The following is a 22,698-nucleotide window of genomic DNA, read 5'->3' as shown; positions in this document are numbered from 1 at the left end:
TGGGCGCGGCCCTTCTATATAGAGGCGAAGGCGTTTGCCGCGGGGCACGTTGCGGTGCATCAGGCGGTCAAGGATGACCGGCGGGTCAGTCACAGTGCTTTACCTGACCGACGACGGTGGGTAACGTCTGCCGATCTTTCTTATAAGGAATAGCGCCATGAGCGATCTGATTGCCTACCACCTCGAAGACGGTATCGCGACCCTGACCCTGAGCAACGGCAAGGTCAACGCCATTTCCCCGGACGTGATCGCGGCCTTCAACGCGGCGCTGGATCAGGCGGTGACGGATCGCGCAATCGTGATCATTACCGGTCAGCCGGGCATTCTCTCCGGCGGCTATGATTTGAAGGTAATGACCGCCGGCCCTAAAGAAGCCGTATCGCTGGTGACCGCCGGTTCGACTCTCGCCCGCCGCCTGCTGTCGCACCCGTTCCCGGTGATCGTTGCCTGCCCGGGTCATGCCGTGGCCAAAGGCGCGTTCATTCTGTTGTCCGCCGATTACCGGATCGGTGTCGACGGCCCGTTCAGCATTGGTCTGAACGAAGTGCAGATCGGCATGACCATGCACCACGCCGGCATCGAGCTGGCCCGTGATCGCCTGCGCCGCTCGGCCTTCCATCGCTCGGTGATCAACGGCGAAATGTTTGATCCGCAAGGCGCTGTGGATGCCGGTTTCCTCGACAAGGTTGTTTCGGCCGAAGAACTGCAAGGTGCCGCCCTCGCCGCCGCGCGTCAGTTGAAGAAGATCAACATGACCGCGCACAAGAACACCAAGTTGAAAGTGCGCAAAGCACTGCTGGAAGCCTTGGACAACGCGATCATTCAGGATCAGGAACACCTGGGCTGAACCCGGCTCGCTCCTTCAGAGAAAAGCCCGACCGTCGTGTCGGGCTTTTTCTTGCACGTACGTTTCAAACTCCGCAGCTGCTCTAGGACGCCTCTGACCGACAAGTCGGAAACATGCGCTTAAACATCGCCCATCTCCTGACTCTATAGCGGCAATTGCCGAAAACAGTGCACATCCGTACACTGCGCCACCTTTTGTCCCGGTGGGCCTGAAAATGCTGTTTGTGTTTCGTATGTTATTGATGGGCCTGCACTTTATTCTCGCGGGTGTGCTCGGTGTGATCCTCGGGCTGTGCCGGCCATTCAATCCGGACAACAGTCGTCTGTGCGCTCGACTGTACGCCCTGCCGGCCATGTGCATCTTGCGCCTGCGGGTGAAGGCCGACGTCGGCCCGTTGATGAACAAGCCTGACAGTTGCGTGATCATCGCCAACCATCAATCCAACTACGACCTGTTCGTGTTCGGCAATGTGGTGCCGCGTCGGACCGTGTGCATTGGTAAAAAGAGCCTGAAATGGGTTCCGTTGTTCGGGCAGTTGTTCTGGCTGGCGGGCAATGTGTTGATCGATCGTGGGAACGCGCACAAGGCGCGCCAGTCGATGCTGACAACCACCGACACCTTGCAGCACAAAGACACCTCGATCTGGGTTTTCCCGGAAGGCACGCGCAACCTGGGTGAGGAACTGCTGCCATTCAAGAAAGGCGCATTTCAAATGGCCATCGCCGCCGGTGTGCCGATCGTTCCAGTGTGTGTCAGCAGCTACATCAAGCACATGCGCCTGAACCGCTGGCACAGCGGGAAAATTCTCATACGCTCGCTGCCGGCGATTCCTACCGCCGGCCTGACCATGGACGACATGCCCATGCTCATAAGCCAATGCCGCGAGCAGATGCGCGAATGCATCGATGCGATGGATCGGCAGCTTCAAGCCGCGTGAAAAAGAAACCCGCCCTGTGCGGGTTTTCTTTTGCCCGGTGAACTGTGCAGATTTCACTGACTCTCAAGCAGCGACACGGCTAAGCTGAAGCCATGTCTCCCCTGCCATCTGCCAATAAGAAGTGAACCACCACCATGGGTCGAGTTGTTGCTGCTGCGGTTTACAGCGCCGGTAAGAAAGTCACCAATATTTCCCTCGACGAAGGCGCCGCCTGGGCCGCCAAAACCGGGCACTTCGTCTGGATCGGCCTCGAAGAGCCGAACGCCCAGGAGCTGGCCAACCTGCAACGCCAGTTCAACCTCCACGAACTGGCCATCGAAGACGCCCTGGAAAAACACAGTCGGCCAAAACTCGAAACCTTCGGCGACGCCCTGTTCATCGTCACTTACTCCCCCGTGCGCCAGCACGGCATTTTGCAGTTCATCGAAACTCACATCTTCGCCGGCAAGGGCTACATCATCACTGCCCGCAACGGTCATTCGGCGTCCTACGCCCATGTCCGTCAGCGCTGTGAGGCGCGGCCGCTGTTGCTGGAGCACGGGGAAGATTTCGTACTGTATGCGCTGCTGGATTTCGTGATTGAAAACTATCAGCCGGTGGGTGAAGCCATCCACGCCGAGATCGATGAACTGGAACGCAACGTGTTGTGCAGCGCACTGAATGAGCACGACATCCAGAAGCTTCATGGCCTGCGCCGCGATGTGCTGCGCCTGCGTCGATACGCGGCGCCGATGGTGGAAATCGGCGAGGAACTGCAGAAGCTGAGCTTCCCCTTCATCGACAAGAACATGCGCCCTTACTTCCGCGATGTGCAGATCCATGTCACGCGGCAAATGGAAGACCTGACCACTCTGGCCGACATTGCAAGCCAGACCATCGAGATCGGTGTATTGCTGGAGGCGTCACGCCAAAGCGTGGTGCAGCGCAAGTTTGCGGCGTGGGCGGCGATTCTGGCGTTCCCGACGGCGGTCGCCGGGATCTACGGGATGAATTTTCAGAACATGCCGGAGCTGAGTTGGCATTACGGCTATTTCGCGGTGCTGGGCTTTATCACCGTGGGTTGCGTCAGCCTGTGGGCGAGCTTCAAAAAATCGGGCTGGCTGTAAGGAAAAAAGCCCCCGTGCAGGACACGGGGGCTTTCGGGTTCAAGCAGCGTTTGGCTTGTGCGCCACGAAACGCATCATCCATTCCGCCACCGTGGCGCCGTGGTGATCGCTTTCAAGGCTGGCCACACCCTTGCTGTAGATCTGTTCGCCAAGCGCTTCCTGACGCAGATCCAGCAGCGCCCGCGAGTAATCGTGAATGAATTCCGGATGCCCCTGGAAGCACAGCACCTGATCGTTGATGTGATACGCGGCGAACGGGCAGAAATCGCTGGAGGCGATCACCGTGGCGTTCTCCGGCAGTGCCGTGACCTGATCCTGGTGGCTGATCAGCAGCGTCAGCTCTTCGCGCACCGGGCTCATCCACGGTGCCTTGGCCGCCAGTTTGTAGTTGTGAATGCCGACGCCCCAACCCTGGGTCGCCCGCTCGCTCTTGCCGCCCAGCAGCAGTGCCAGCAGTTGATGGCCGAAGCACACGCCGAGCAGTTTGTCGCCGCGCTCATAGCGGGTCAGCAGGTATTGCTTGAGGGTCTGGATCCACGGGTCGGTACCGAACGAGTCAGCCTTGCTGCCAGTGACCAGGTACGCATCGAACGTCAGGTCATCACTCGGATAATCGCCCTGCATCACGTTGTAAACCGTGAACTCGGCGGCGATCGGCTGTTGCGAGAACAGGCGCTGGAACATCTGCCCGTAACCCTGATATTGATCGACCAGTTCCGGACGCAGGATGTCGGTTTCCAGAATGCAGATGCGTAGCGACATAAAAAATACCTGACACGTGATGGGAATAATGCACACCCCAGAGCCTGCCTTGAAACCACCCGGCAAGGCAAGCCCCGAAATGCGTCCCCACCCTGTTAGAACAACTCGCCCTTCGCGGCCTTCTCCAGCAACAAGGCTGGCGGTGCGAAACGCTCGCCATACTGTTCCGCCAGGTACTGCGCCCGCGCGACAAAGTCTTTCACGCCATATTGATTGATGAACTGCAACGCGCCGCCCGTCCATGCCGCGAAACCGATGCCGAAGATCGAGCCGACGTTGGCGTCCGCCGTCGAGGTCAGCACGCCCTCCTCCACACAGCGCACGGTTTCAATGGCCTGCACGAATAGCAACCGATCACGCACATCCTTCGGCGAAATCTGCCCGTCAGCTTTCTCGAAACGGGTTCTCAGCTCGGGCCACAGGTGTTTCTGCCCTCCCGCCGGGTACTCATAAAAACCGCCTCCCGCCGCCTTGCCCGGCCGCTTGTATTCGTTAAGCAGCAAGTCAATCACGGCGAATGCCGGGTGCTCAATCAGCGGTTTCCCTTCCGCTTGCAGGTCTTTGGCCGTTTGCTGACGGATATGGCTCATCAGGCTGAGGGAAACTTCGTCAGAGATTGCCAGCGGTCCGACAGGCATCCCGGCCTTGCGCGCTTCAGTCTCGATCATCGGTGCGCTGACGCCCTCACCCAGCATCGCGATGCCTTCATTGGTGAAGGTGCCGAATACTCGCGAGGTAAAGAAGCCACGACTGTCGTTGACCACAATCGGGGTTTTCTTGATTTGCAGTACGAAATCGAACCCACGAGCGAGGGTTTCTTCGCTGGTTTGCGCACCTTTGATGATCTCCACCAGCGGCATTTTTTCCACCGGACTGAAGAAGTGCAGGCCGATGAACTTGCTCTGATCCGGCACCGCAGCCGCCAGACCAGTGATTGGCAGGGTCGAGGTATTGGAGGCAATCACCGCGTCGGCGCCGACCACCTGCTGCGCCGCTGCCGAGACCTTGGCCTTGAGTTGACGATCCTCGAACACCGCTTCGATGATCAGATCGCACCCCGCCAGATCGGCGTCATTTTCAGTGGTCTGGATACGCGCCAGCACCACTTCACGCTGCTGCGAGGTCATCTGCCCGCGAGCGACTTTCTTGTCCAGCAGTGCCGCCGAATGCGCCTTGCCCTTTTCGGCAGCCGCGAGGCTGATGTCTTTGAGCACCACGTCGATTCCGGCCACAGCACTAACGTAGGCAATTCCCGCCCCCATCATCCCGGCGCCGAGGACACCCACGCGTTTCGTCACATAAGGCGCAAAGCCCTGGGGACGCGAACCGCCGGCATTGATTTCGTTGAGCTGGAACCAGAAGGTGCCGATCAGGTTTTTCGAGATCTGGCCGGTGGTCAATTCAGTGAAGTAACGGGTTTCGATCAGGTGCGCGGTGTCGAAATCCACCTGCGCGCCTTCCACCGCCGCGCAGAGGATTTTCTCCGGCGCCGGCAACGTGCCCTGGGTTTTGCTGCGCAGGATCGACGGCGCAATCGCCAGCATCTGCGCAACTTTCGGGTTCGACGGCGTGCCGCCGGGAATCTGATAGCCCTTCACGTCCCAACGCTGCACGGCCGCAGGATTGGCCAGAATCCAGGCCCGGGCCTTGGCCAGCAGCTCATCGCGATCCGCCGCCAGTTCATCGATCAAACCGGCCTGCAACGCCTGCTGCGGACGGACTTTCTTGCCCTCGAGCAGATACGGCAGGGCTTTTTCGATACCGAGCATGCGCACCATGCGCACCACCCCGCCGCCGCCCGGCAACAGGCCAAGGGTCACTTCCGGCAGGCCGAGTTGCACCGACGCATCGTCCAGCGCCACGCGGTGGTGGCAGGCCAGGCAGATTTCCCAGCCACCGCCGAGCGCCGCGCCGTTGATCGCCGCGACCACCGGTTTGCCGAGGGTCTCCAGGGTGCGTAATTGGCCCTTGAGGGTCAGCACCATGTCGTAGAAAGCCTTGGCTTCGGGCTTGCCGACCTTGATCAGTTCATTCAGGTCACCGCCGGCGAAGAAGGTCTTTTTGGCCGACGTGATGATCACCCCGGCGATGTCATCTTTTTCCGCGAGCAGTCGGGCGACGCTTTCGGCCATGGCTTCGCGGTACACCGCGTTCATGGTGTTGGCGCTCTGGCCCGGCATGTCGATGGTCAGGAGGACGATGCCGTCCTGGCCTTTTTCGTAACGAATGGCTTGGGTCATGACAGATTCCTTGGGGTCAGAGGCGTTCGATGATGGTGGCAATGCCCATGCCGCCGCCGACGCACAGAGTCGCGAGGCCGTAACGCAGGCGCCGGGCTTCCAGTTCATCGAGCAAGGTGCCGAGAATCGCGCAACCGGTGGCGCCCAGCGGATGGCCCATGGCAATCGAGCCGCCATTGACATTGACCTTGTCCGGGTCGACGGCCATGTCCTTGATGAATTTCAGCACCACCGAGGCGAACGCCTCGTTGACCTCGAACAGGTCGATGTCCTCGACCCGCAGCCCGGCCTTGGCCAGTGCCTTGCGGGTGGCCGGCGCCGGGCCGGTGAGCATGATGGTCGGGTCGGTGCTGGTGACTGCCGTGGCGACAATCCGCGCCCGGGGTTGCAGGCCCAGCGCCCGGCCCTTGGCCTCGGAGCCAATCAACATCAGCGCCGCACCGTCGACGATCCCCGAGCTGTTGCCCGGCGTGTGTACATGATTGATGCGCTCGACATGGCTGTAGACCCGCAGCGCCGTGGCATCGAAACCCATCTGGCCGATCATTTCGAAACTCGGCTTGAGTTTGCCCAAGCCTTCGAGGGTCGAATCGGCGCGAATGAACTCATCGTGGTCGAGCAGGATGATGCCATTCTGGTCTTGCACCGGCACCAACGACTTGTTGAACGAACCGTCGGCCCGAGCCCGGGCAGCTTTTTGTTGCGAGTGCAGCGCGTAGGCATCGACGTCCTGACGGCTGAAGCCTTCAAGAGTGGCAATCAGGTCGGCGCCGACACCTTGAGGGGTGAAGTGGCTGTGCAGGTTGGTCTGCGGGTCCAGCGCCCAGGCGCCGCCGTCGCTGCCCATTGGCACACGAGACATGGACTCGACACCGCCGACCACCACCAGGTCTTCGAACCCGGAGCGCACTTTCATCGCTCCGAGGTTCACCGCTTCCAGCCCCGAGGCGCAGAAGCGGTTGATCTGCACGCCGGCGACGCTGACGTCCCAATCGGCCACCTGCACGGCGGTCTTGGCGATGTCAGAGCCCTGATCACCAATCGGCGTGACGCAACCGAGCACCACGTCATCGACCTGGCTGGTGTCCAGTGCCGTGCGCGCCTGCAAAGCGGTCAGCAGCCCGGCCACCAGGTTCACCGGTTTGACGCTGTGCAGCGAACCGTCGGCCTTACCCCTGCCGCGGGGTGTGCGTAACGCGTCGAAAATCAAAGCTTGGGTCATGGCGTTCTCGAACCTGTGCGGTGAGTGAAATTCGTGCCTCCACTCTTGGCCGGGACGCTTACGGATTCAATGACCACAGCGCTCAATGACGTTGACGCGCACGCTCAGACGGACGGTCATTCCCGGCCAGGTTAACCGGTTCAGGTCACCGAGCTGTCTAGCAAAAGGGCGGCAAAGAAGCTGGCAATGGGCCTCATGCCTTTTTAATCGCGCCTGGTAGCAAATACATATGAAATGGATCTAAGCCAAGCGTGACGCGGGCCCTAAGGTGAACATGTACGTCGTTGTCGTCGGGTTTTGCCGAGGCAGGCGTTCTTCAACAGGAAGTGCAGCGCTTGCCATCATGGATATGCAGGCAGGCATCAGGAAATAACAAAAAAGGCGGTCAAGCCATGTTCAAACAACCGAAAGTTCGTCAAGCAGGGCTCATTCTTTTCGCCACGACGCTGTTGTTGATTTTGCCGAATCTGACCAAGGTCATCGGCTGATTCAAGCGGCAGGTATTGTTCATCGCCACTGAAATTGTGACTGGCCCGCTACCCGGGCCAGCGTGGCTGTGCGACCCTTTGCGCACTTCCACGACATGGACGGCGATCACTTGAAAACGCTCATTCTGTTTGGGGCCATGCTGCTGAGCCTGCCCCTGTCTGCCGCGCAGCTGAATCTGGAGTTGGGCGCGAACAGCCGCACCTGGCAGACAGAGGAATTGCTCAAGCATCCTCAGGTGCAATCCCTCACGATCAAGAACGACGTGTCCTACAAGAAGGACATGACTTATCGCGCCGTGCCGGTTGCCGCGCTGCTGACCGGCATCAAACCGGACGATCACCTGCAAGCGGTAGCGCTGGACGGCTTTGCCGCCGAACTGTCCGCCGCGCCGCTCTTGAACAACAAGGGCTCACGCGCCTGGCTGGCAATCGAGGATCCGGCGCAGCCCTGGCCGCCGCTGTCGGAAGGCAAGCAGAGCGCCGGGCCGTTCTATCTGGTGTGGACCGATCCACAGGCCGGCCATATCAGCCCGGAACAATGGCCATTCCAAGTCGCAAGCATCAAGCGCATGGCGCCAGTGGCCGAGCGCTTCCCTGCCCTGCTGCCGGATCCTGCGCTGAAGGCCGACGACCCGGTGAATCAGGGGTTTGCGCTGTTCCAGAAGAACTGCCTGGCCTGCCATCGCCTGAATGGCGCTGGCGATGCGCAATTCGGGCCGGACCTGAATATTCCCTACAACCCGACTGAGTACTTCGGCACGGACTTCCTCAAGCGTTACATCCGCGATCCGCAAAGTTTGCGTCAGTGGCCGCAGGCGAAAATGCCGGGGTTTACTGCGCAGGTGTTGCCGGATGCGGATCTGCAGAAGCTGGTGGGGTATTTGCAGCATATGGCTGGGCGCAAGGTTAAGCCTTGATCACTTAAGCCTTGCAGTGCTCTCACTGGCCTCTTCGCGGGCAAGCCCGCTCCCACAGGATCAGCGCATAACCTGTGGGAGCTGCGGTGCAACGACTCGACTTGCCAACGATACGGAATTGCGGATCTTACTGCTGCTGCACTGAAATGATTGGCGCTGGTGTCGGCGACACCAGCACTTTCGCGTGCATCTGCTCTGAACCGCCGCCCCGGCGCATCCCCCGCACCGGGCAGGCGTCGAGGTAATCCAGTCCCACCGCCAGTTTCAAATGCCGCTCCGGCCGAGCCAGCTCATTGGTCACGTCAAAGCTGTACCAGGCGTCATCGATCCAGGCTTCGGCCCAGGCGTGACTGGCCAGATGCTCGCAATCCTCGCTGTACAGATAACCCGACACATACCGCGACGGCACACCGAGGCTGCGCGCGCAGGCGAGAAACGCGTGGGCGTGATCCTGGCAAACACCCGCCCGGCCGGCAAACGCCTCGGCGGCGCTGGTGTCGACTTCGGTAGAGCCGGGCTTGTAAGTCATGTGCTGGTTCAAACCGTGCATCAGGTCAATCAATGCGTTGCGGTCGCGTCGTTGCTTGCAGGATTTTTCGGCAAACGCCCGCAGTGCCTCGTCGGCCTCGGTAAGCCGGGTGAAACGCAGGAACGGCAGCGCCGACTGGCTCTCATGCTCCGCTTCACGCAACTCGTCGATATCGACCTGCCCCCGGGCGCCGATGATGATCGCTTCGTGGGGCTCGTCCATGGTCAGCACATGCAGGATGTTGCCGAACGGATCGAGCTGGGCGCGTACCGGGCGCGGCAGATCGAGCTGCCAGCTCAGCACGTGCTGACGCTCGCTGTCGTGGGGTGTCAGGCGCAGGTACTGGATGCTAGCCCGCACCTGATCTTCGTAGTGATAGGTGGTCTCGTGGCTGATGGAAAGTCTCATGCGGCCTCCAGGTAGGAACTGTGAATGGCGTTGCCCAGCTGACGCACCAGCGGGATGAATTCGGTGAGCCAGGCGTGCAGCCCTTCTTCAAGAATTTCGTGGATGCCGGTGTAGCGCAGGCGTGCATCCATTTCCGCCGCCAGCCGTTGCGCGGGACGACCGTTGGCACCCGGCAATTGCGCGAGGATCTGGTCGATTTCTTCGGTGCAGGCTCGCAGCGAGCGCGGCACGTCGGCGCGCAACAGCAGCAGCTCGGCGACATGCCGGGCGCCGGGTGCATCGCGGTAAATTTCGGTGTAGGCCTCGAACGAGGACAAAGCCCGCAACAAGGCGCTCCACTGGTAATAGGCATGCGCGGTGCCGTCGCTGACCGCTTCGGCCTGATCGCCGGCCATTTCGTAGCGGGCATCGAGCAGGCGCAACGTGTTGTCAGCGCGTTCGATAAACGTACCCAGGCGAATGAAACGGAACGCGTCATTGCGCATGATGGTGCCGTAGGACGCGCCCCGGAACAGGTGCGAACGTTCCTTGATCCACTCGCAGAAACGGCTCATGCCGTAGCGGCTGAGGCCTTGATTGGCGATCCCGCGGATCTCCAGCCAGGTGGCGTTGATGTTCTCCCACATGTCGGCGGTGATCCGACCGCGCACCGCGTGGGCACTGGCCCGCGCCGCGCCGAGGCAGCTGTAGATACTCGCCGGGTTGGCCGCGTCGAGGGCGAAGAAATGCAGCAAGCGCTCTGCATGCAGTTCACCGTGACGCTCCAGGTAATCGTCCAGCGTGCCAGTGATCAACAGCGGCATCGCCAGTTCGTGCAGACCGTCGCCACGGCCGTCCTGCGGCATCAGCGACAGCGAATAACTGACATCGAGCATGCGTGCGAGGTTTTCCGCCCGCTCCAGGTAACGCGACATCCAGTACAGATCCGAGGCAGTTCTACTTAACATGACAGGCTTCCTTCAATCCTCGACCACCCAGGTGTCCTTCGTTCCGCCGCCCTGGGATGAATTCACCACCAGAGAGCCTTCACGCAGGGCGACACGGGTCAAACCGCCGGGCACAACCCGGGTTTCGCGGCCGGACAATACGAACGGGCGCAGGTCGATATGGCGCGGCGCAATGCCGTTTTCGACAAAGGTCGGACAGGTCGACAGCGACAGCGTCGGTTGCGCGATGTACGCGTGGGGCTTGGCCTTGATCCGCTCGCGGAATGCATCGATTTCCGCAGTCGTCGCCGCCGGCCCCACCAGCATTCCGTAACCGCCGGATCCCTGGGTTTCCTTGACCACCAGATCCGGAAGATTGGCCAGTACATGGGAAAGTTCAGACGGATTGCGGCATTGCCACGTCGGCACGTTCTTCAGGATCGGCTCTTCATCGAGGTAGAAACGGATCATCTCGGTGACGAACGGATACACCGACTTGTCGTCCGCCACTCCGGTGCCGATGGCATTGGCCAGCACCACGTTGCCGGAGCGATAGGACGACAGCAGGCCCGGCACGCCCAGCATTGAATCCGGACGGAAAGCCAATGGGTCGAGGAACGCGTCGTCGAGCCGGCGGTAGATCACGTCCACCGCTTTGGGGCCGTCGGTGGTGCGCATGAAGACCTTGTCGTCGCGCACGAACAGATCGGCGCCTTCGACCAGTTCCACGCCCATTTCCCTGGCCAAAAATGCGTGTTCGAAAAACGCGCTGTTGAACCGGCCCGGCGTCAGCACCACGACACTCGGGTCATCAATGGGGCTTGAGCTTTTCAGGGTGTCGAGCAACAGGTTCGGATAATGGTCGATCGGGGCGATGCGCTGGGCCGCGAACAGCTCGGGGAACAGGCGCATCATCATCTTGCGGTCTTCGAGCATGTAGCTCACGCCGCTGGGCGTTCGCAGGTTGTCCTCGAGCACGTAATACGTGCCGTCGCCGTCGCGCACCAGATCGACGCCGGAGATGTGCGAATAAATATCGCGGTGCAGATCCAGCCCCTGCATCGCCAACTGGTATTGCTCGTTGGCCAGCACCTGCTCGGCGGGAATGATCCCGGCCTTGATGATGCGCTGCTCGTGGTAAAGGTCGGCGAGGAACATGTTCAACGCCTTGACCCGCTGAATGCAGCCGCGCTCGACAATCCGCCACTCGCTGGCGGGAATGCTGCGCGGAATGGTGTCGAAGGGAATCAGGCGTTCTGTCCCTTGCTCGTCCCCGTAGAGCGTGAACGTGATCCCGGCACGATGGAACAGCAGATCGGCCTCGCGTCGCCGCTGGGCCAGCAGTTCGTCAGGCGTCTCGGCCAGCCAGCGGGCAAACTCCCGGTAATGCGGGCGAACCTGGCCGCCGGCATCGTACATTTCATCAAAATAGGTGCGGATCATGCCGTACTCCTTGTCACCCCGGACATACAGACCTTCGCAAGGCCCGTGCCATCGGCATAAACGCTTTGATTTCAATCGGTTGGATATTCACGTCACAAGCACCGCACCATTCCTGTGCGGTAAATGCCCCAACCTGATCGCCCCCGCCTCATTGCGACGCAGTGCAGTCGCCTATCACCAGCATAGTCAGAGTTGATTTCACTGCCCGGCGCCGCCTGCGGATAATCCGCACATCCGCTGCAAAACGTCTCTGACGAAGTGCGCAGCCCAACTGATCCGGCTTGCCCTGGCAGCCCTACCGGCCGTAACCCTGACCGGTTTCCTCTCCTTCCGGTCTTCCCTTTCAGCCACCTCTCCTGGTGGCTTTTTTTTGCGCCGGATTCTTGTTTCAGGGTTTTGCCGGGCGGTTTTCAAGGCGTACAAACGACAACGGCCGACCCGAAGGTCAGCCGTTGCTCGACGTGTTGCGAGGGTTATCAGTTCAAACGATTGCGGTTGCGCACCTCCTGCTTCACGCCCCAGCCTTCGATGATGCCGCCCAGGGGCTCGACCACCGCCGAAAAGCCCTGTTCGAAATCGCCAATGTCGTCGTAGGTTGCGTACATCACCTTGCTCAATTCCAGGGACCACGCGCCGTCGTCGCGCGCACTGACCTGGGCATTGATGGATTCACCGCGAAACTTGCCTGCCGCCCTGCGCGCCCGCTCCTCGTCCGGGAAAATGGCGTAGAACTCGATGGGATGGAATCGGGAAAAATCGAAACCGCCTTCTTTCATGCGGCGCAGAACATTGCTGCTGATGTCTTCTTGATAGGCTGTGCTCATGAATCGTCCCCCTCGCATAGATGGATAGACTTTCCGTATTCCCGCCCCGGGCCTTTGGCCTAAGTACTTCGGCAACGTGGTTGCACGCGGGAAACAAGCATGTAGCTGACAAGACCAGACCTTAGCGATCCTTTCGCTGATCTCGCTTGCAGAGTAGCCCCAAGATAGAGCCGCTGCCAAGGCCTGGTGCGTTACGGACAAGAAGATTTTCAGATGGGAGTGATGCTGCGGATTTCTATGCTGTTCTGGGTTTTCAGGCTTTTGGCGCCTGCATCGGAGGTTCGCCCTTCCAGATCGTTCAGATCCAGTGCGGCCGCGACAGGGAGGAGTCGTTCCTTAATCAAACGGGCAGCCTCATCATCGCTGGGGCATTCCGCACGCTCGAAGACTTCATCGACAATTTCACCGTGATCATCCACGAAAGTGACTTTCCACTTTTGCATTGGAGCCTCCTCGAACAAACCCGCAAATGGGCTTACATCTATCTCGACTTTTGTCAGGAATGATCGTTCAAAAGGTTTACATCCGCCGAACATGAAAAAAAAGTTATCCCATGTGAGAGCGGGCTTGCTCGCGAAAGCGGACGACCAGTCAACTCTGCGTTGAATGATAAGACGCCTTCGCGAGCAAGCCCGCTCCTACAGGGGTTTTACAGTGTTTTTAGTCGTTGCTTGGCTTGTTCACCGCTTGCAGCACGTATTGCGGCAAGGCGAAGGCGCCGATGTGGATTTCCGGGTTGTAGTAACGGGTGACGATGCCGCTGCCGATGAAGCGCTGTTGCAGAACTTCGCGGCTCAGCTTGCGGTAGGCCGGATTGGTCGAGCCCCAAGCGAAGGTCATCGAACCGCCGATGTAGGTCGGCACGGCCGCCTGATAGAAGTGCCAGTCCGGGAACAGACTGCGCAGGCGACCGGCGGTGGTCTTCACTTCGTCGATCTGCATGAACGGCGTGCCGTTCTGGGTCACGAGGATGCCGCCCTCGTTCAGGCAGCGGTGGCACGCCTGGTAGAAGTTTTCCGAGAACAGCACTTCGCCCGGACCGATCGGGTCGGTGGAGTCGGAAATGATTACGTCGAACTTTTCGGTGGTAGTGGCGACGAAACGCATGCCGTCGTCGATGACCAGGTTCAGGCGTGGATCATCGTAGGCGCCCTTGGAATGGTTCGGCAGGAATTCCTTGCACATGTCGACCACGGTGCCGTCGATTTCGACCATGGTGATGTGCTCGACGCTGGCGTGTTTGGTCACTTCGCGCAGCATGCCGCCGTCGCCGCCGCCGATGATCAGCACGCGCTTGGCGGTACCGTGGGCGAGGATCGGCACGTGGGTGAGCATTTCGTGGTAGATGAATTCATCGGCTTCAGTGGTCTGGATCACGCCGTCCAGCGCCATCACCCGGCCCATGCGCGGGTTCTGGAAAATCACCAGGTGTTGGTGTTCGGTGCGCACTTCGTGCAGCAGTTTTTCCATGCGAAAACGCTGGCCGTAGCCTTCGTAGAGGGTTTCCAGATATTCGCTGGTCTTGGTGACGGTCATGGTGAAGTGCTCCGATGAATGCGCGGGCGCCAATCGTCAGGTTCGATTGCCCGGGAAAGGCGCGCATTCTACGTTGCCGAAGATGACAGGTCGAACCTCAGTTCATCGGCCCCGCGCAATCCATGGTGCGAACAGTCAGATCCGCACATTGCCCCGTGGCCCGGCAATCGCCCAGATGATCAGGCCCAGCACCGGCAGGAAGATGATCAACAGCACCCAGAGGATTTTCATCCCGGTCTCGGCGCCGCTTTTCAGCACGTTGATGATCGCCCAGATGTCGAGGGCAAGAATGATCAGGCCGATCAGGCCGTTGAACGTGGAACCCATGGTGTCGCTCCAGAATAGTGGCATGCACTTTTAGGATAGACGGTCGCGCGCAGGGTTCCCTTTTATTGCGTTCAGACGTGAACGGCGACCTTCAAGGCTTCCAGCGACGGCGCGGCAGCGATACCGACTTCGGCGCACAGCTCCAGCACTCGCGGCACGTCGTTGCCGTAGACCAGCACCACTTGCAACTCGTCGTCGAGCAACTGGCTGAAGTTCATCAGCGTGTAGCCGCCGTTTTCCTTGTTCAGGCTGCTCATCTGCACCTGGATGCGGTTGAGCGCGGTCAGCGCTTCGGTCTTGGCCAGTTGCTTGGGCTTGAGGTTGAACTCCACGCCCGGGCCGAACGAGGCAACGATCTGCGCGAACAGGTCAACGTAGGTGTCAGCCTGGAACAGCACGGTCTCCGGCAGGCTGCCGACCACGACCCACTCGCCCAGCGGAATCGGGAAAGTGTCGTCGTAGTTGATGTCCGGGTTGGCGGTCAGAAAAGCGTCGGCATCAGCGTAGGCCTGCGCCGCTTCATCGGCGACCTTCAGGATCTCGTCTTCGCCCATGCAGCCGGAGCTGATTTTGCTGATGAGTTCGGCGAGTGCGGCTTTCATGGGGCGGATCCTGTGGCGAAGAGAATTTTGAGGGCGCGAAGGATAGCGCATTCTCGCCTTCGCCACAGAGCGGGTTCCGGCCCGACGGTTCAACCCAGCAGTTTTTCCAGCTGCGCGGTGGTGTCCACAGCGCCCATGGTGCGGGCCGCGTCCAGCGCCGTGATGCCGTTGGCGTCCTTGGCTTTCGGGTCGGCGCCCTGGTCGATCAGGTATTCGACGATTTCCACCCGGTTGAACATTGCCGCCATCATCAGCGCCGTGCGACCGTCGAACGAGGCGCCTTCAATCTGCGCCCCACCGGCCACCAACGCCTTGACCACGGCCAGATCACCCTTGAACGCCGCGCCGGCAATCGGGCTCTGGCCGTTGCCATTGCGTTGCTCCGGGTCGGCCTTGTGCTTGAGCAGCACTTGCACCGCGTCCACGTGTCCGTAGTAACTGGCGAGCATCAGCAGGGTGTCGCCCTTGCTGTTGGTCAGGTTCACCGGCAGACCGGCAGTGATCAGGCGATCCAGCATCACCGCATCGCCGTCGCGTGCCTTGTTGAATACCTGCTCGGTGAATTCGGCAGCTTCTTCGGGGGTCATCTGGCGGCTTTGGTCGGACATGGGGCAACTCCACTTTCGGTCAATCGGAAAGTCGATAGTTTCCCGAGCGCGGCGATAGCTGTCACCCCCTTTTTTCCAAGACAGCCGATAGCCAATATCAATAACGGAACTTGCCTGCCTGAATGTCCGCAAGGATTTCATCCGTGACCTGCACGTAGGTTTCGGTCCCGGGCAACCAGGCATAAATCGGATCATCCCCCGTCAGGCCGGGGTCGAAGCCTTCGTTTTTCAGGCGCGTCTTCTGGTATTTGAAGGTGCCGGTGGTTTCCATTTTCACCTTGACCCGCAAGAACAACGGCACCGCATAGGCCGGCATGCGCTGACGGGCGAAGGCCAGCAGCTCGGTGAAGTCCAGCGTCGCCAAAGACTCGGCCGGGGTGATCGCCGCCATGCCGGCGCGACCGTTGGTGTTGGGGATTTCCACGCCATAGGCCACGGCTTCGGAAATGTGCGGATGCTGGAGCAGCAGGTTCTCGACCTCGGTGGTCGAGACGTTCTCGCCTTTCCAGCGGTAGGTATCGCCGAGGCGATCGACAAACTGCGCATGACCGAAACCGATGTTGCGCAGCAGATCGCCGGTGTTGAAGAAACGATCGCCCTTGGCGAACACATCCTGCAACACGACTTTCGCGGTTTTCTGCGGATCGGTGTAGCCATCCAGCGGCGCCTTGTCGTCGATCCGCGCCAGCAACAGGCCGCGCTCGCCCCGGCCGACCTTGCGCATGAATCCGTCGTCACCGCGAATCGGTTCGCCACTGTCCTGATCGTAGGCGACCAGTTCCCAGGCCATCAGTGAGAAACCGATGGTGTTGTCGAAGTTGAGGATGTTGGTGAAACCGATATTGCCGTCGCTCGCCGCGTACAGTTCGCAGATGTGATCCACCGCAAACCGGGTCTTGAACTCGGCCCAGGCACCGGGACGCAAACCGTTACCGATCATCTTGCGCACGTCATGGCGGCTGTCATCACTGCTGACCGGCTGATCCACCAGATAACGGCACAACTCGCCGACATAGCCGATGGTGGTTGCGCGGTAGCGGCGCACGTCGCTCCAGAACTGCCGGGCGCTGAACTTGCGGCGAATCGCAAAACCCGACGCACCATTAACCGCCGAACCCCAGCACACGCAAAGCCCGGTGGCGTGATACAGCGGCAAGGTGCAATAGACGATGTCGTCCGGGCGCATGTCGAGGGCGATCATGCCGAAGCTCGCGGAGCTGCGCATCCAGCGTCCGTGCTTGAACACGCCGGCCTTGGGCAAACCGGTGGTGCCGGAGGTGTAGATGTAGAAGCACGGGTCATCGAAGAAAATCTGCCGGCTGCTGGCCGGGTTCTCACCCGAGGCGTCGGCACTGGCGCTTATCAGGTTGATATAGCCCTCGGGCGCGATGCCCGGATGACTGAACGTATCCTGATCGGCGACGAACCAGGCACGCGCTGCCGGGATCGACACTTGCTCGCGCACCGCCGCGAAGGCTGGCAGCAATTCCTCGCCGACGACAATCGCCACCGGTGCCACCAGATTGATGCTGTGGATCAGCGTGTCGCGGGTCTGCGAAGTGTTCAGCAGTGCGCTGACCGCACCGACCTTGGCCAGCGCCAGAATCGTCACCAGCAGTTCCGGACGGTTTTCAATGAACACCGCCACCACATCGCCTTTGCCGATGCCCTGCCCGATCAGGTAGTGGGCAATGCGGTTGGCCCACTGGTTGACCTGTGAATAACTCAGCACCACCTCGCCCGACAGCAGCGCGGGGCCCTCGGGATTGCGCAGGGTCGCTTGCTCGAATGTCCAGCCCAGGCCACAGGTTTGGGTCGGATCCTTGACGTTGGCCACCTTCATGCCTTTCACCACCCGGGGGATAGCTTTGGCGATCATCGGCAGCTTGCGGAGCATCATGCTCCAGGTAATCGTGTCGCTAGGCGCGTGGCGCATGGCAGCTCCCGTTCGACCTTGACGTGCAGGCCGGATTTTTTATTGTCGGGCAATCGGGTAAGACAACCGGCGCTTCTTGAGCGAGGGTCGAGGCCGAAAATACGTCAGGGCTTCTGGAGCTGTACACGCGGTTTTTGCAATGTTTTGTATCCGCCAACGCAACAGGGCGAAGTGCGATTGCGGCCGGATGGAATGGTTCCATCGGATCGACAGCGATCCCGCAAAATGCAGGATGCACGATGGCCATTCATGCAGATTGCACGACGACTTGAATCTGCATAATTTATAAATTATTGATTTATAAGGATTTTATAAAAAAAGAATACTGGCACAATCACTGCAACTCCCTCTGCATGCTTGCCATTCAAGTGCATACGGAGCTGAAAGACATGAGCCTGATCCAAGAAAAATTTACCTCCCTGTTCTCCAACTTCAACGTCACCACCCAACCGCGTCCCGATGGCGGGATCCTGCTGACGCTGAAGAGTGCCGACGGCAAAGTGTTCAAACGTGCGCTCACCTATCAGCAACTGCATGCCGGCGACCAACTGTCTTGGGCGATCAGCGCGATCCGCCGTGACCTGGCCGAACAAGCCAGCGAGCTGCCGCAAATCGGCATGCTGCAAAGTCAGCAGCGTTTTGCCCTGCCGACCTATCACTCGATGTAAACACCGCATAAACAAACAGGCCGTGGAGCTTTCGCTTCACGGCCTGTTTTTTTGCGCATCGATTGTGTGGAATCAGAACGCTTCCGGTTCGATCCCGGTAAAGCTGTCGACGGTCAAATGCCCTTCCAGCTCCCCGCCCTCACGGGCCAGGCCGCAGGTTTGCAGGCCGGCGGCCTGGGCGGCGTCGAGTTCCTGCACGATGTCGGACAGGAACAGGATCTCCTGCGGCTCGACCCCGATGGCCTGCTGGATATTGCTGTACGACTGCGCTTCGCGCTTGGGGCCCGACGTGGTGTCGAAGTAGCCGCTGAACAGCGGTGTCAGATCCCCCGCTTCCGAGCAGCCGAAAATCAGCTTCTGCGCCTGGATCGAGCCGGACGAATAAACAAACAGTTGATACCCCGCCTGATGCCAGCGCTGGAGCGCTTCAACAGCGTCCGGGTAAACATGCCCCTTCAACTGACCTGCCTGATAACCCTGCTCCCAGACCATGCCTTGCAACGCTTTCAGCGGCGTGGCTTTGCGGTCTTCGGCGATCCAGCCCAGCAGAATGTCCACGACCCGCTCGACGTCAGCCTGCAGCTCATTGCTGTCGCGGCGCACCGCGTCCAGTTGCTCGACAACGTCGGCGCGCTGGGCGTTCTGGCGAACGAAGTCAGGCAGGTGTTTGGCGGCATACGGAAACAGCACGTCGAACACAAAACTCACCGCGCTGGTGGTGCCTTCGATATCGGTGAGGATGACCTTGATCGACATCGGCTCAGTCCTCCAGGCGCGGGAAGCGGCCGGCGATGTCTTCGCCGGTGAAGTTGGCAACCCAGCCTTCAGGATTGTTGAACAGGCGGATCGCCACAAAGTGCGGATTCTCGCCCATGTCGAACCAATGCTTGGTACCGGCCGGCACCGAAATCAGGTCGTTCTTCTCGCACAGCACGGCGTAGACGTAATCGTCGATGTGCAGGGTAAACAGGCCACGACCGGCGACGAAAAAGCGCACCTCGTCTTCGCCATGGCGATGTTCTTCAAGGAACTTGGCGCGCAACTCGGCTTTTTGCGGGTGATCGCTGTTAAGGCTGACCACATCGACAGTGATGTAGCCGCGCTCGGTCATCAGCTTGTCGATCTGCTCTTTATAGGCACCGATCACTTCTTCCTGACTGGCGCCGGGCTGGATCTTCGCAGCGGCTTGCCAGCGGTCGAAGCGCACGCCCTGCTCGGCCAGGGTCGAGGCGATGTCTTCGAAATGGGTCAGCACCTTGTTCGGAATTTCGGGGCTGGAAACGTGATAGACGGACAGGCTGCTCATGGGGGCAATTCCTCGGTATCGGCCTTGCCGTCCGGTTCTTTCAGACCGGTCGGGCACTGCATTCATCAGGCAAATGGGCTGGTTCTGGTGAAGTCAGCCTTGGCGGTTCATGACGCTGCGGGTCTTCAACTCGCATTCAAACAGGAATTCAAAAGCCTCGATCTGGCGCAACGCATCGCTCATCTGCGCGCCCCAGGTGTAGAGGCCGTGGCCGCGAATCAGATAGCCGACGCAATCGGGATGGGCGTCGAGCCAAGGCTGCACCTTGGCGGCGAGGCGCGCAATGTCCTGATCATTGTCAAAGATCGGCACACGCACACGGGATTCGTGGGTCGAGATGCCGCTGAAGGCTTTTTGCAGTTCGTAGTCTTCGAATTCGATGAAGTCTTCGGACGTCAGCCGCGACAGCACCGTGGCGTTCACCGAGTGGGTGTGCAACACCGCGCCGATTTCCGGGCGCCAGCTATAGAGTTGAGTGTGCAACAGGGTTTCGGCGGACGGTTTTTTGCCCGGCTCCAGGCTGTTGCCGGACAGGTCGGTGGCCAGCACATCGTCCACGCCCAATTGGCCCTTGTGCTTGCCGGACACGGTCAGCAGCGCTTCGCTCGGCGACAGGCGCGTCGAGTAATTGCTGCTGGTGGCTGGCGACCAGCCGCGACCATAAAGAAAACGCCCGGCATCGACGATTTGCTGGGCAAGCTGTTCACGGGTAAGGCTCATGGCCTGTCCTCTTGCATTCGAATGGCAATGATAACGGCAGCGGCGAGCGCTGCGAGACTGGCAATACTAAAGGTCAATGTTGCGCCGAGGGCATTCCAGCTGTAGCCGGAATACAACGCGCCGAGCGCACCGCCGGTGCCGGCGAGTGCGGCGTACAGCGCCTGGCCCTGCCCTTGTTGACGGGCGCCGAAGCTACGTTGCACGAATTGAATGGCAGCCGCATGAAAGCTGCCGAACGTGGCGGCGTGCAACACCTGGGCAAACAGCAGCACCCAGAGGAATTCGGCGAACGAACCTAACAGTAACCAGCGCAGCGCCGCCAGCAGAAAACTCGCCATCAACACCCGCCGCAAGGAAAAACGCGCAAGGATCCGGCTCATGGCCATGAACATCAGCACTTCCGCTACCACGCCCACCGCCCAGAGCATGCCGATCACACCACGGCTGTAGCCCAGTCGTTCGAGGTGCAGGGTCAAAAACGTGTAATACGGCCCGTGGCTCATCTGCATCAGCGCCACGCAACCGTAGAACGCCAGCACCCCGGGATTGCGCAACTGCTTGAGAAAACCTTCGCCCGTCGGCCGATTGCCCTGAGGCGGTTGCGCGTTCGGCACCCACAGACTGCTGAGCACGATGCCGGCCATGATCAGCACTAGCGCCGCCGGGTAGATGTCGAGGCTGAGCCATTCGAACAATCGCCCCAGCGCCACCACTGTGATGATGAAACCAATGGAGCCCCAGAGGCGAATCTGGCTGTAACGGGAGGTCTGGCCTTGCAGATGCGCGAGGGTAATGACTTCGAACTGCGGCAGCACCGCGTGCCAGAAGAACGCATGCAACGCCATGACCATCGCCAGCCAGGCGTAGGTCTTGCTGACGAAAATCAACGAGAAGGTCAGCAGCGTGCACACCGCACCAAAGCGCACGATGGCCAGGCGCCTGCCGGTGTAGTCGCCGAGCCAGCCCCAGATGTTCGGCGCCACGCAGCGCATCAGCATCGGGATCGCCACCAGCTCGCCGATGCGCGCAGCGCTGAATCCGAGGTGATCGAAGTACAGCGCCAGAAACGGCGCCGTCGAACCGAGCAAGGCGAAATAGAACAGATAGAAACTGGACAGCCGCCAGTACGGAAGCGCCGCCACGGTCAGACCGCAGCGGCTGTGAGTTGACCCATCAGAGCTGACCCAGCACCGGCGTGCTCACGCGCACATCGGCGTTCTGTCCACGGTGACGCAGCAAGTGATCCATCAGCACGATGGCCATCATGGCCTCGGCAATCGGCGTGGCGCGGATGCCGACGCACGGATCGTGACGGCCCTTGGTGATCACTTCCGCAGGATTGCCGTGAATGTCGATCGAACGACCCGGGGTGGTAATGCTCGATGTTGGCTTCAAGGCCAGATGCGCGACGATCGGTTGACCGGACGAGATACCGCCAAGGATGCCGCCAGCGTTGTTGCTGAGGAAACCTTCCGGGGTCATTTCATCGCGATGCTCGGTGCCACGCTGGGCGACCGAGGCGAAACCGGCGCCGATTTCCACGCCCTTGACCGCGTTGATGCTCATCAGCGCGTGGGCCAGTTCGGCGTCGAGACGGTCGAAGATCGGCTCGCCCAGACCCGGCATCACACCTTCAGCGACCACGGTGATCTTGGCCCCGACCGAGTCCTGGTCGCGGCGCAGCTGGTCCATGTAGGCTTCCAGTTCCGGAACCTTGTCCGGATCCGGGCTGAAGAAGGCGTTCTGCTCGACCGAGTCCCAAGTCTTGAACGGGATTTCGATCGGGCCAAGCTGGCTCATGTAGCCACGAATGACGATGCCCTGCGTCGCCAGGTATTTCTTGGCAATCGCACCGGCCGCCACACGCATGGCGGTTTCCCGCGCAGAGCTGCGACCGCCGCCGCGGTAATCGCGCTCGCCGTATTTGTGGTGGTAGGTGTAGTCGGCGTGGGCCGGACGGAACAGATCCTTGATCGCCGAGTAGTCCTTGGACTTCTGGTCGGTGTTGCGGATCAGCAGGCCGATGGAGCAGCCGGTGGTGCGGCCCTCGAACACGCCGGAAAGGATTTCGACTTCGTCGGCTTCCTGACGCTGGGTGGTGTGGCGGCTGGTGCCCGGCTTGCGGCGATCGAGGTCGCGTTGCAGATCCTCAAGGGAAATCTCCAGGCCCGGCGGGCAGCCGTCGACAATGGCGACCAACGCCGGACCATGGCTTTCGCCCGCGGTGGTGACAGTGAACAGCTTGCCGTAGGTATTGCCGGACATGCAGGACGCTCCGTGAAATCAAACCCAAATTCATGATGCGCGCCAGTATACGCAGGCTAACCGAGTAGTTCATCCTCGAAC

General features: G+C 60.4%; 23 protein-coding genes. 5 read left to right on the top strand and 18 right to left on the bottom strand.

Annotated features, from left to right (window positions below; genetic code table 11):
- The first annotated feature begins 157 nt into the window (after positions 1 to 157).
- The 3 genes from ACW9HX_RS22940 to ACW9HX_RS22930 all read left to right on the top strand — a co-directional run bounded on the left by ACW9HX_RS22940 (position 158) and on the right by ACW9HX_RS22930 (position 2,890).
- A complete protein-coding gene (locus ACW9HX_RS22940; protein WP_457382356.1) occupies positions 158 to 847 on the top strand; it encodes a crotonase/enoyl-CoA hydratase family protein in 690 nt (229 codons plus the stop codon).
- A 214-nt stretch (positions 848 to 1,061) separates the two neighbouring features.
- Complete coding sequence (locus ACW9HX_RS22935; protein ID WP_457382355.1) at positions 1,062 to 1,784, top strand: 1-acylglycerol-3-phosphate O-acyltransferase; 723 nt, start codon at positions 1,062 to 1,064, stop codon at positions 1,782 to 1,784.
- Positions 1,785 to 1,918: 134 nt separating this feature from the next.
- Positions 1,919 to 2,890: a magnesium and cobalt transport protein CorA gene (locus tag ACW9HX_RS22930; protein ID WP_457382354.1), complete on the top strand. Its 972-nt coding sequence runs from the start codon at positions 1,919 to 1,921 to the stop codon at positions 2,888 to 2,890.
- 39 nt (positions 2,891 to 2,929) lie between these two features.
- Here ACW9HX_RS22930 and ACW9HX_RS22925 read toward each other — a convergent pair whose 3' ends face one another.
- From ACW9HX_RS22925 to ACW9HX_RS22915, 3 genes are all read right to left on the bottom strand, one after another.
- A complete protein-coding gene (locus ACW9HX_RS22925; RefSeq protein ID WP_457382353.1) occupies positions 2,930 to 3,652 on the bottom strand; it encodes an amidotransferase in 723 nt (240 codons plus the stop codon).
- A gap of 95 nt (positions 3,653 to 3,747) precedes the next feature.
- Positions 3,748 to 5,892 carry a 3-hydroxyacyl-CoA dehydrogenase NAD-binding domain-containing protein gene (locus ACW9HX_RS22920; RefSeq protein WP_457382352.1) on the bottom strand — a complete coding sequence of 715 codons (2,145 nt, stop codon included), beginning with the start codon at positions 5,890 to 5,892 and terminating at the stop codon, positions 3,748 to 3,750.
- A 16-nt stretch (positions 5,893 to 5,908) separates the two neighbouring features.
- Positions 5,909 to 7,114, bottom strand: a complete 1,206-nt coding sequence (locus tag ACW9HX_RS22915; protein WP_457382351.1) for an acetyl-CoA C-acetyltransferase — start codon at positions 7,112 to 7,114, stop codon at positions 5,909 to 5,911.
- 583 nt (positions 7,115 to 7,697) lie between these two features.
- On the opposite strand from ACW9HX_RS22915, the gene ACW9HX_RS22910 reads away from it, so the two are divergent.
- Positions 7,698 to 8,519: a c-type cytochrome gene (locus ACW9HX_RS22910; RefSeq protein WP_457382364.1), complete on the top strand. Its 822-nt coding sequence runs from the start codon at positions 7,698 to 7,700 to the stop codon at positions 8,517 to 8,519.
- Positions 8,520 to 8,646: 127 nt separating this feature from the next.
- Here the strand turns inward: ACW9HX_RS22910 and ACW9HX_RS22905 are convergent, their stop codons facing one another.
- From ACW9HX_RS22905 to ACW9HX_RS22860, 10 genes are all read right to left on the bottom strand, one after another.
- Positions 8,647 to 9,456, bottom strand: a complete 810-nt coding sequence (locus ACW9HX_RS22905; RefSeq protein ID WP_085710657.1) for a transglutaminase family protein — start codon at positions 9,454 to 9,456, stop codon at positions 8,647 to 8,649.
- Positions 9,453 to 10,403: an alpha-E domain-containing protein gene (locus tag ACW9HX_RS22900; protein ID WP_096822958.1), complete on the bottom strand. Its 951-nt coding sequence runs from the start codon at positions 10,401 to 10,403 to the stop codon at positions 9,453 to 9,455. The genes ACW9HX_RS22905 and ACW9HX_RS22900 overlap by 4 nt, the downstream gene beginning before the upstream one ends.
- Before the next feature lie 12 nt (positions 10,404 to 10,415).
- A complete protein-coding gene (locus ACW9HX_RS22895) occupies positions 10,416 to 11,825 on the bottom strand; it encodes a circularly permuted type 2 ATP-grasp protein (RefSeq protein ID WP_085690507.1) in 1,410 nt (469 codons plus the stop codon).
- A 476-nt stretch (positions 11,826 to 12,301) separates the two neighbouring features.
- Positions 12,302 to 12,649, bottom strand: coding sequence for a ribonuclease E inhibitor RraB (locus ACW9HX_RS22890; protein ID WP_457382350.1), 348 nt, complete (start codon positions 12,647 to 12,649; stop codon positions 12,302 to 12,304).
- A 209-nt stretch (positions 12,650 to 12,858) separates the two neighbouring features.
- Positions 12,859 to 13,092 carry a hypothetical protein gene (locus tag ACW9HX_RS22885; RefSeq protein ID WP_085710655.1) on the bottom strand — a complete coding sequence of 78 codons (234 nt, stop codon included), beginning with the start codon at positions 13,090 to 13,092 and terminating at the stop codon, positions 12,859 to 12,861.
- A gap of 217 nt (positions 13,093 to 13,309) precedes the next feature.
- Positions 13,310 to 14,185: a polyamine aminopropyltransferase gene (speE, locus tag ACW9HX_RS22880; protein WP_085608797.1), complete on the bottom strand. Its 876-nt coding sequence runs from the start codon at positions 14,183 to 14,185 to the stop codon at positions 13,310 to 13,312.
- A gap of 135 nt (positions 14,186 to 14,320) precedes the next feature.
- Positions 14,321 to 14,512 carry a PLDc N-terminal domain-containing protein gene (locus ACW9HX_RS22875; RefSeq protein ID WP_102622501.1) on the bottom strand — a complete coding sequence of 64 codons (192 nt, stop codon included), beginning with the start codon at positions 14,510 to 14,512 and terminating at the stop codon, positions 14,321 to 14,323.
- A 71-nt stretch (positions 14,513 to 14,583) separates the two neighbouring features.
- On the bottom strand, positions 14,584 to 15,114 hold the full coding sequence (locus ACW9HX_RS22870) for a hypothetical protein (RefSeq protein ID WP_011333215.1): 531 nt from the start codon (positions 15,112 to 15,114) through the stop codon (positions 14,584 to 14,586).
- A gap of 89 nt (positions 15,115 to 15,203) precedes the next feature.
- A complete protein-coding gene (locus ACW9HX_RS22865; protein ID WP_457382349.1) occupies positions 15,204 to 15,722 on the bottom strand; it encodes an ankyrin repeat domain-containing protein in 519 nt (172 codons plus the stop codon).
- A 97-nt stretch (positions 15,723 to 15,819) separates the two neighbouring features.
- Positions 15,820 to 17,658 carry a long-chain-acyl-CoA synthetase gene (locus tag ACW9HX_RS22860; RefSeq protein WP_457382348.1) on the bottom strand — a complete coding sequence of 613 codons (1,839 nt, stop codon included), beginning with the start codon at positions 17,656 to 17,658 and terminating at the stop codon, positions 15,820 to 15,822.
- Positions 17,659 to 18,047: 389 nt separating this feature from the next.
- On the opposite strand from ACW9HX_RS22860, the gene ACW9HX_RS22855 reads away from it, so the two are divergent.
- Positions 18,048 to 18,326 carry a DUF3509 domain-containing protein gene (locus ACW9HX_RS22855; RefSeq protein ID WP_096822971.1) on the top strand — a complete coding sequence of 93 codons (279 nt, stop codon included), beginning with the start codon at positions 18,048 to 18,050 and terminating at the stop codon, positions 18,324 to 18,326.
- Between the two features lie 72 nt (positions 18,327 to 18,398).
- Here ACW9HX_RS22855 and mtnC read toward each other — a convergent pair whose 3' ends face one another.
- The 5 genes from mtnC to aroC form a co-directional block, all read right to left on the bottom strand.
- Positions 18,399 to 19,082 carry an acireductone synthase gene (mtnC, locus tag ACW9HX_RS22850; protein ID WP_457382347.1) on the bottom strand — a complete coding sequence of 228 codons (684 nt, stop codon included), beginning with the start codon at positions 19,080 to 19,082 and terminating at the stop codon, positions 18,399 to 18,401.
- Between the two features lie 4 nt (positions 19,083 to 19,086).
- Complete coding sequence (locus ACW9HX_RS22845) at positions 19,087 to 19,632, bottom strand: 1,2-dihydroxy-3-keto-5-methylthiopentene dioxygenase (RefSeq protein ID WP_085710649.1); 546 nt, start codon at positions 19,630 to 19,632, stop codon at positions 19,087 to 19,089.
- A gap of 93 nt (positions 19,633 to 19,725) precedes the next feature.
- Entirely contained in the window at positions 19,726 to 20,352 is a 627-nt protein-coding gene (locus ACW9HX_RS22840) for a methylthioribulose 1-phosphate dehydratase (protein ID WP_457382346.1), read from the bottom strand.
- Positions 20,349 to 21,494 (bottom strand): MFS transporter, encoded by a 1,146-nt coding sequence (locus ACW9HX_RS22835; RefSeq protein WP_457382345.1) that lies wholly within the window; start codon positions 21,492 to 21,494, stop codon positions 20,349 to 20,351. The genes ACW9HX_RS22840 and ACW9HX_RS22835 overlap by 4 nt, the downstream gene beginning before the upstream one ends.
- Before the next feature lie 31 nt (positions 21,495 to 21,525).
- Positions 21,526 to 22,617 carry a chorismate synthase gene (gene aroC, locus ACW9HX_RS22830; RefSeq protein ID WP_457382344.1) on the bottom strand — a complete coding sequence of 364 codons (1,092 nt, stop codon included), beginning with the start codon at positions 22,615 to 22,617 and terminating at the stop codon, positions 21,526 to 21,528.
- Positions 22,618 to 22,698: the final 81 nt, after the last annotated feature.

The organism is Pseudomonas sp. SDO52101_S400, assembly GCF_054071635.1.
This window is presented reverse-complemented; position numbering and strand designations above follow the sequence as displayed.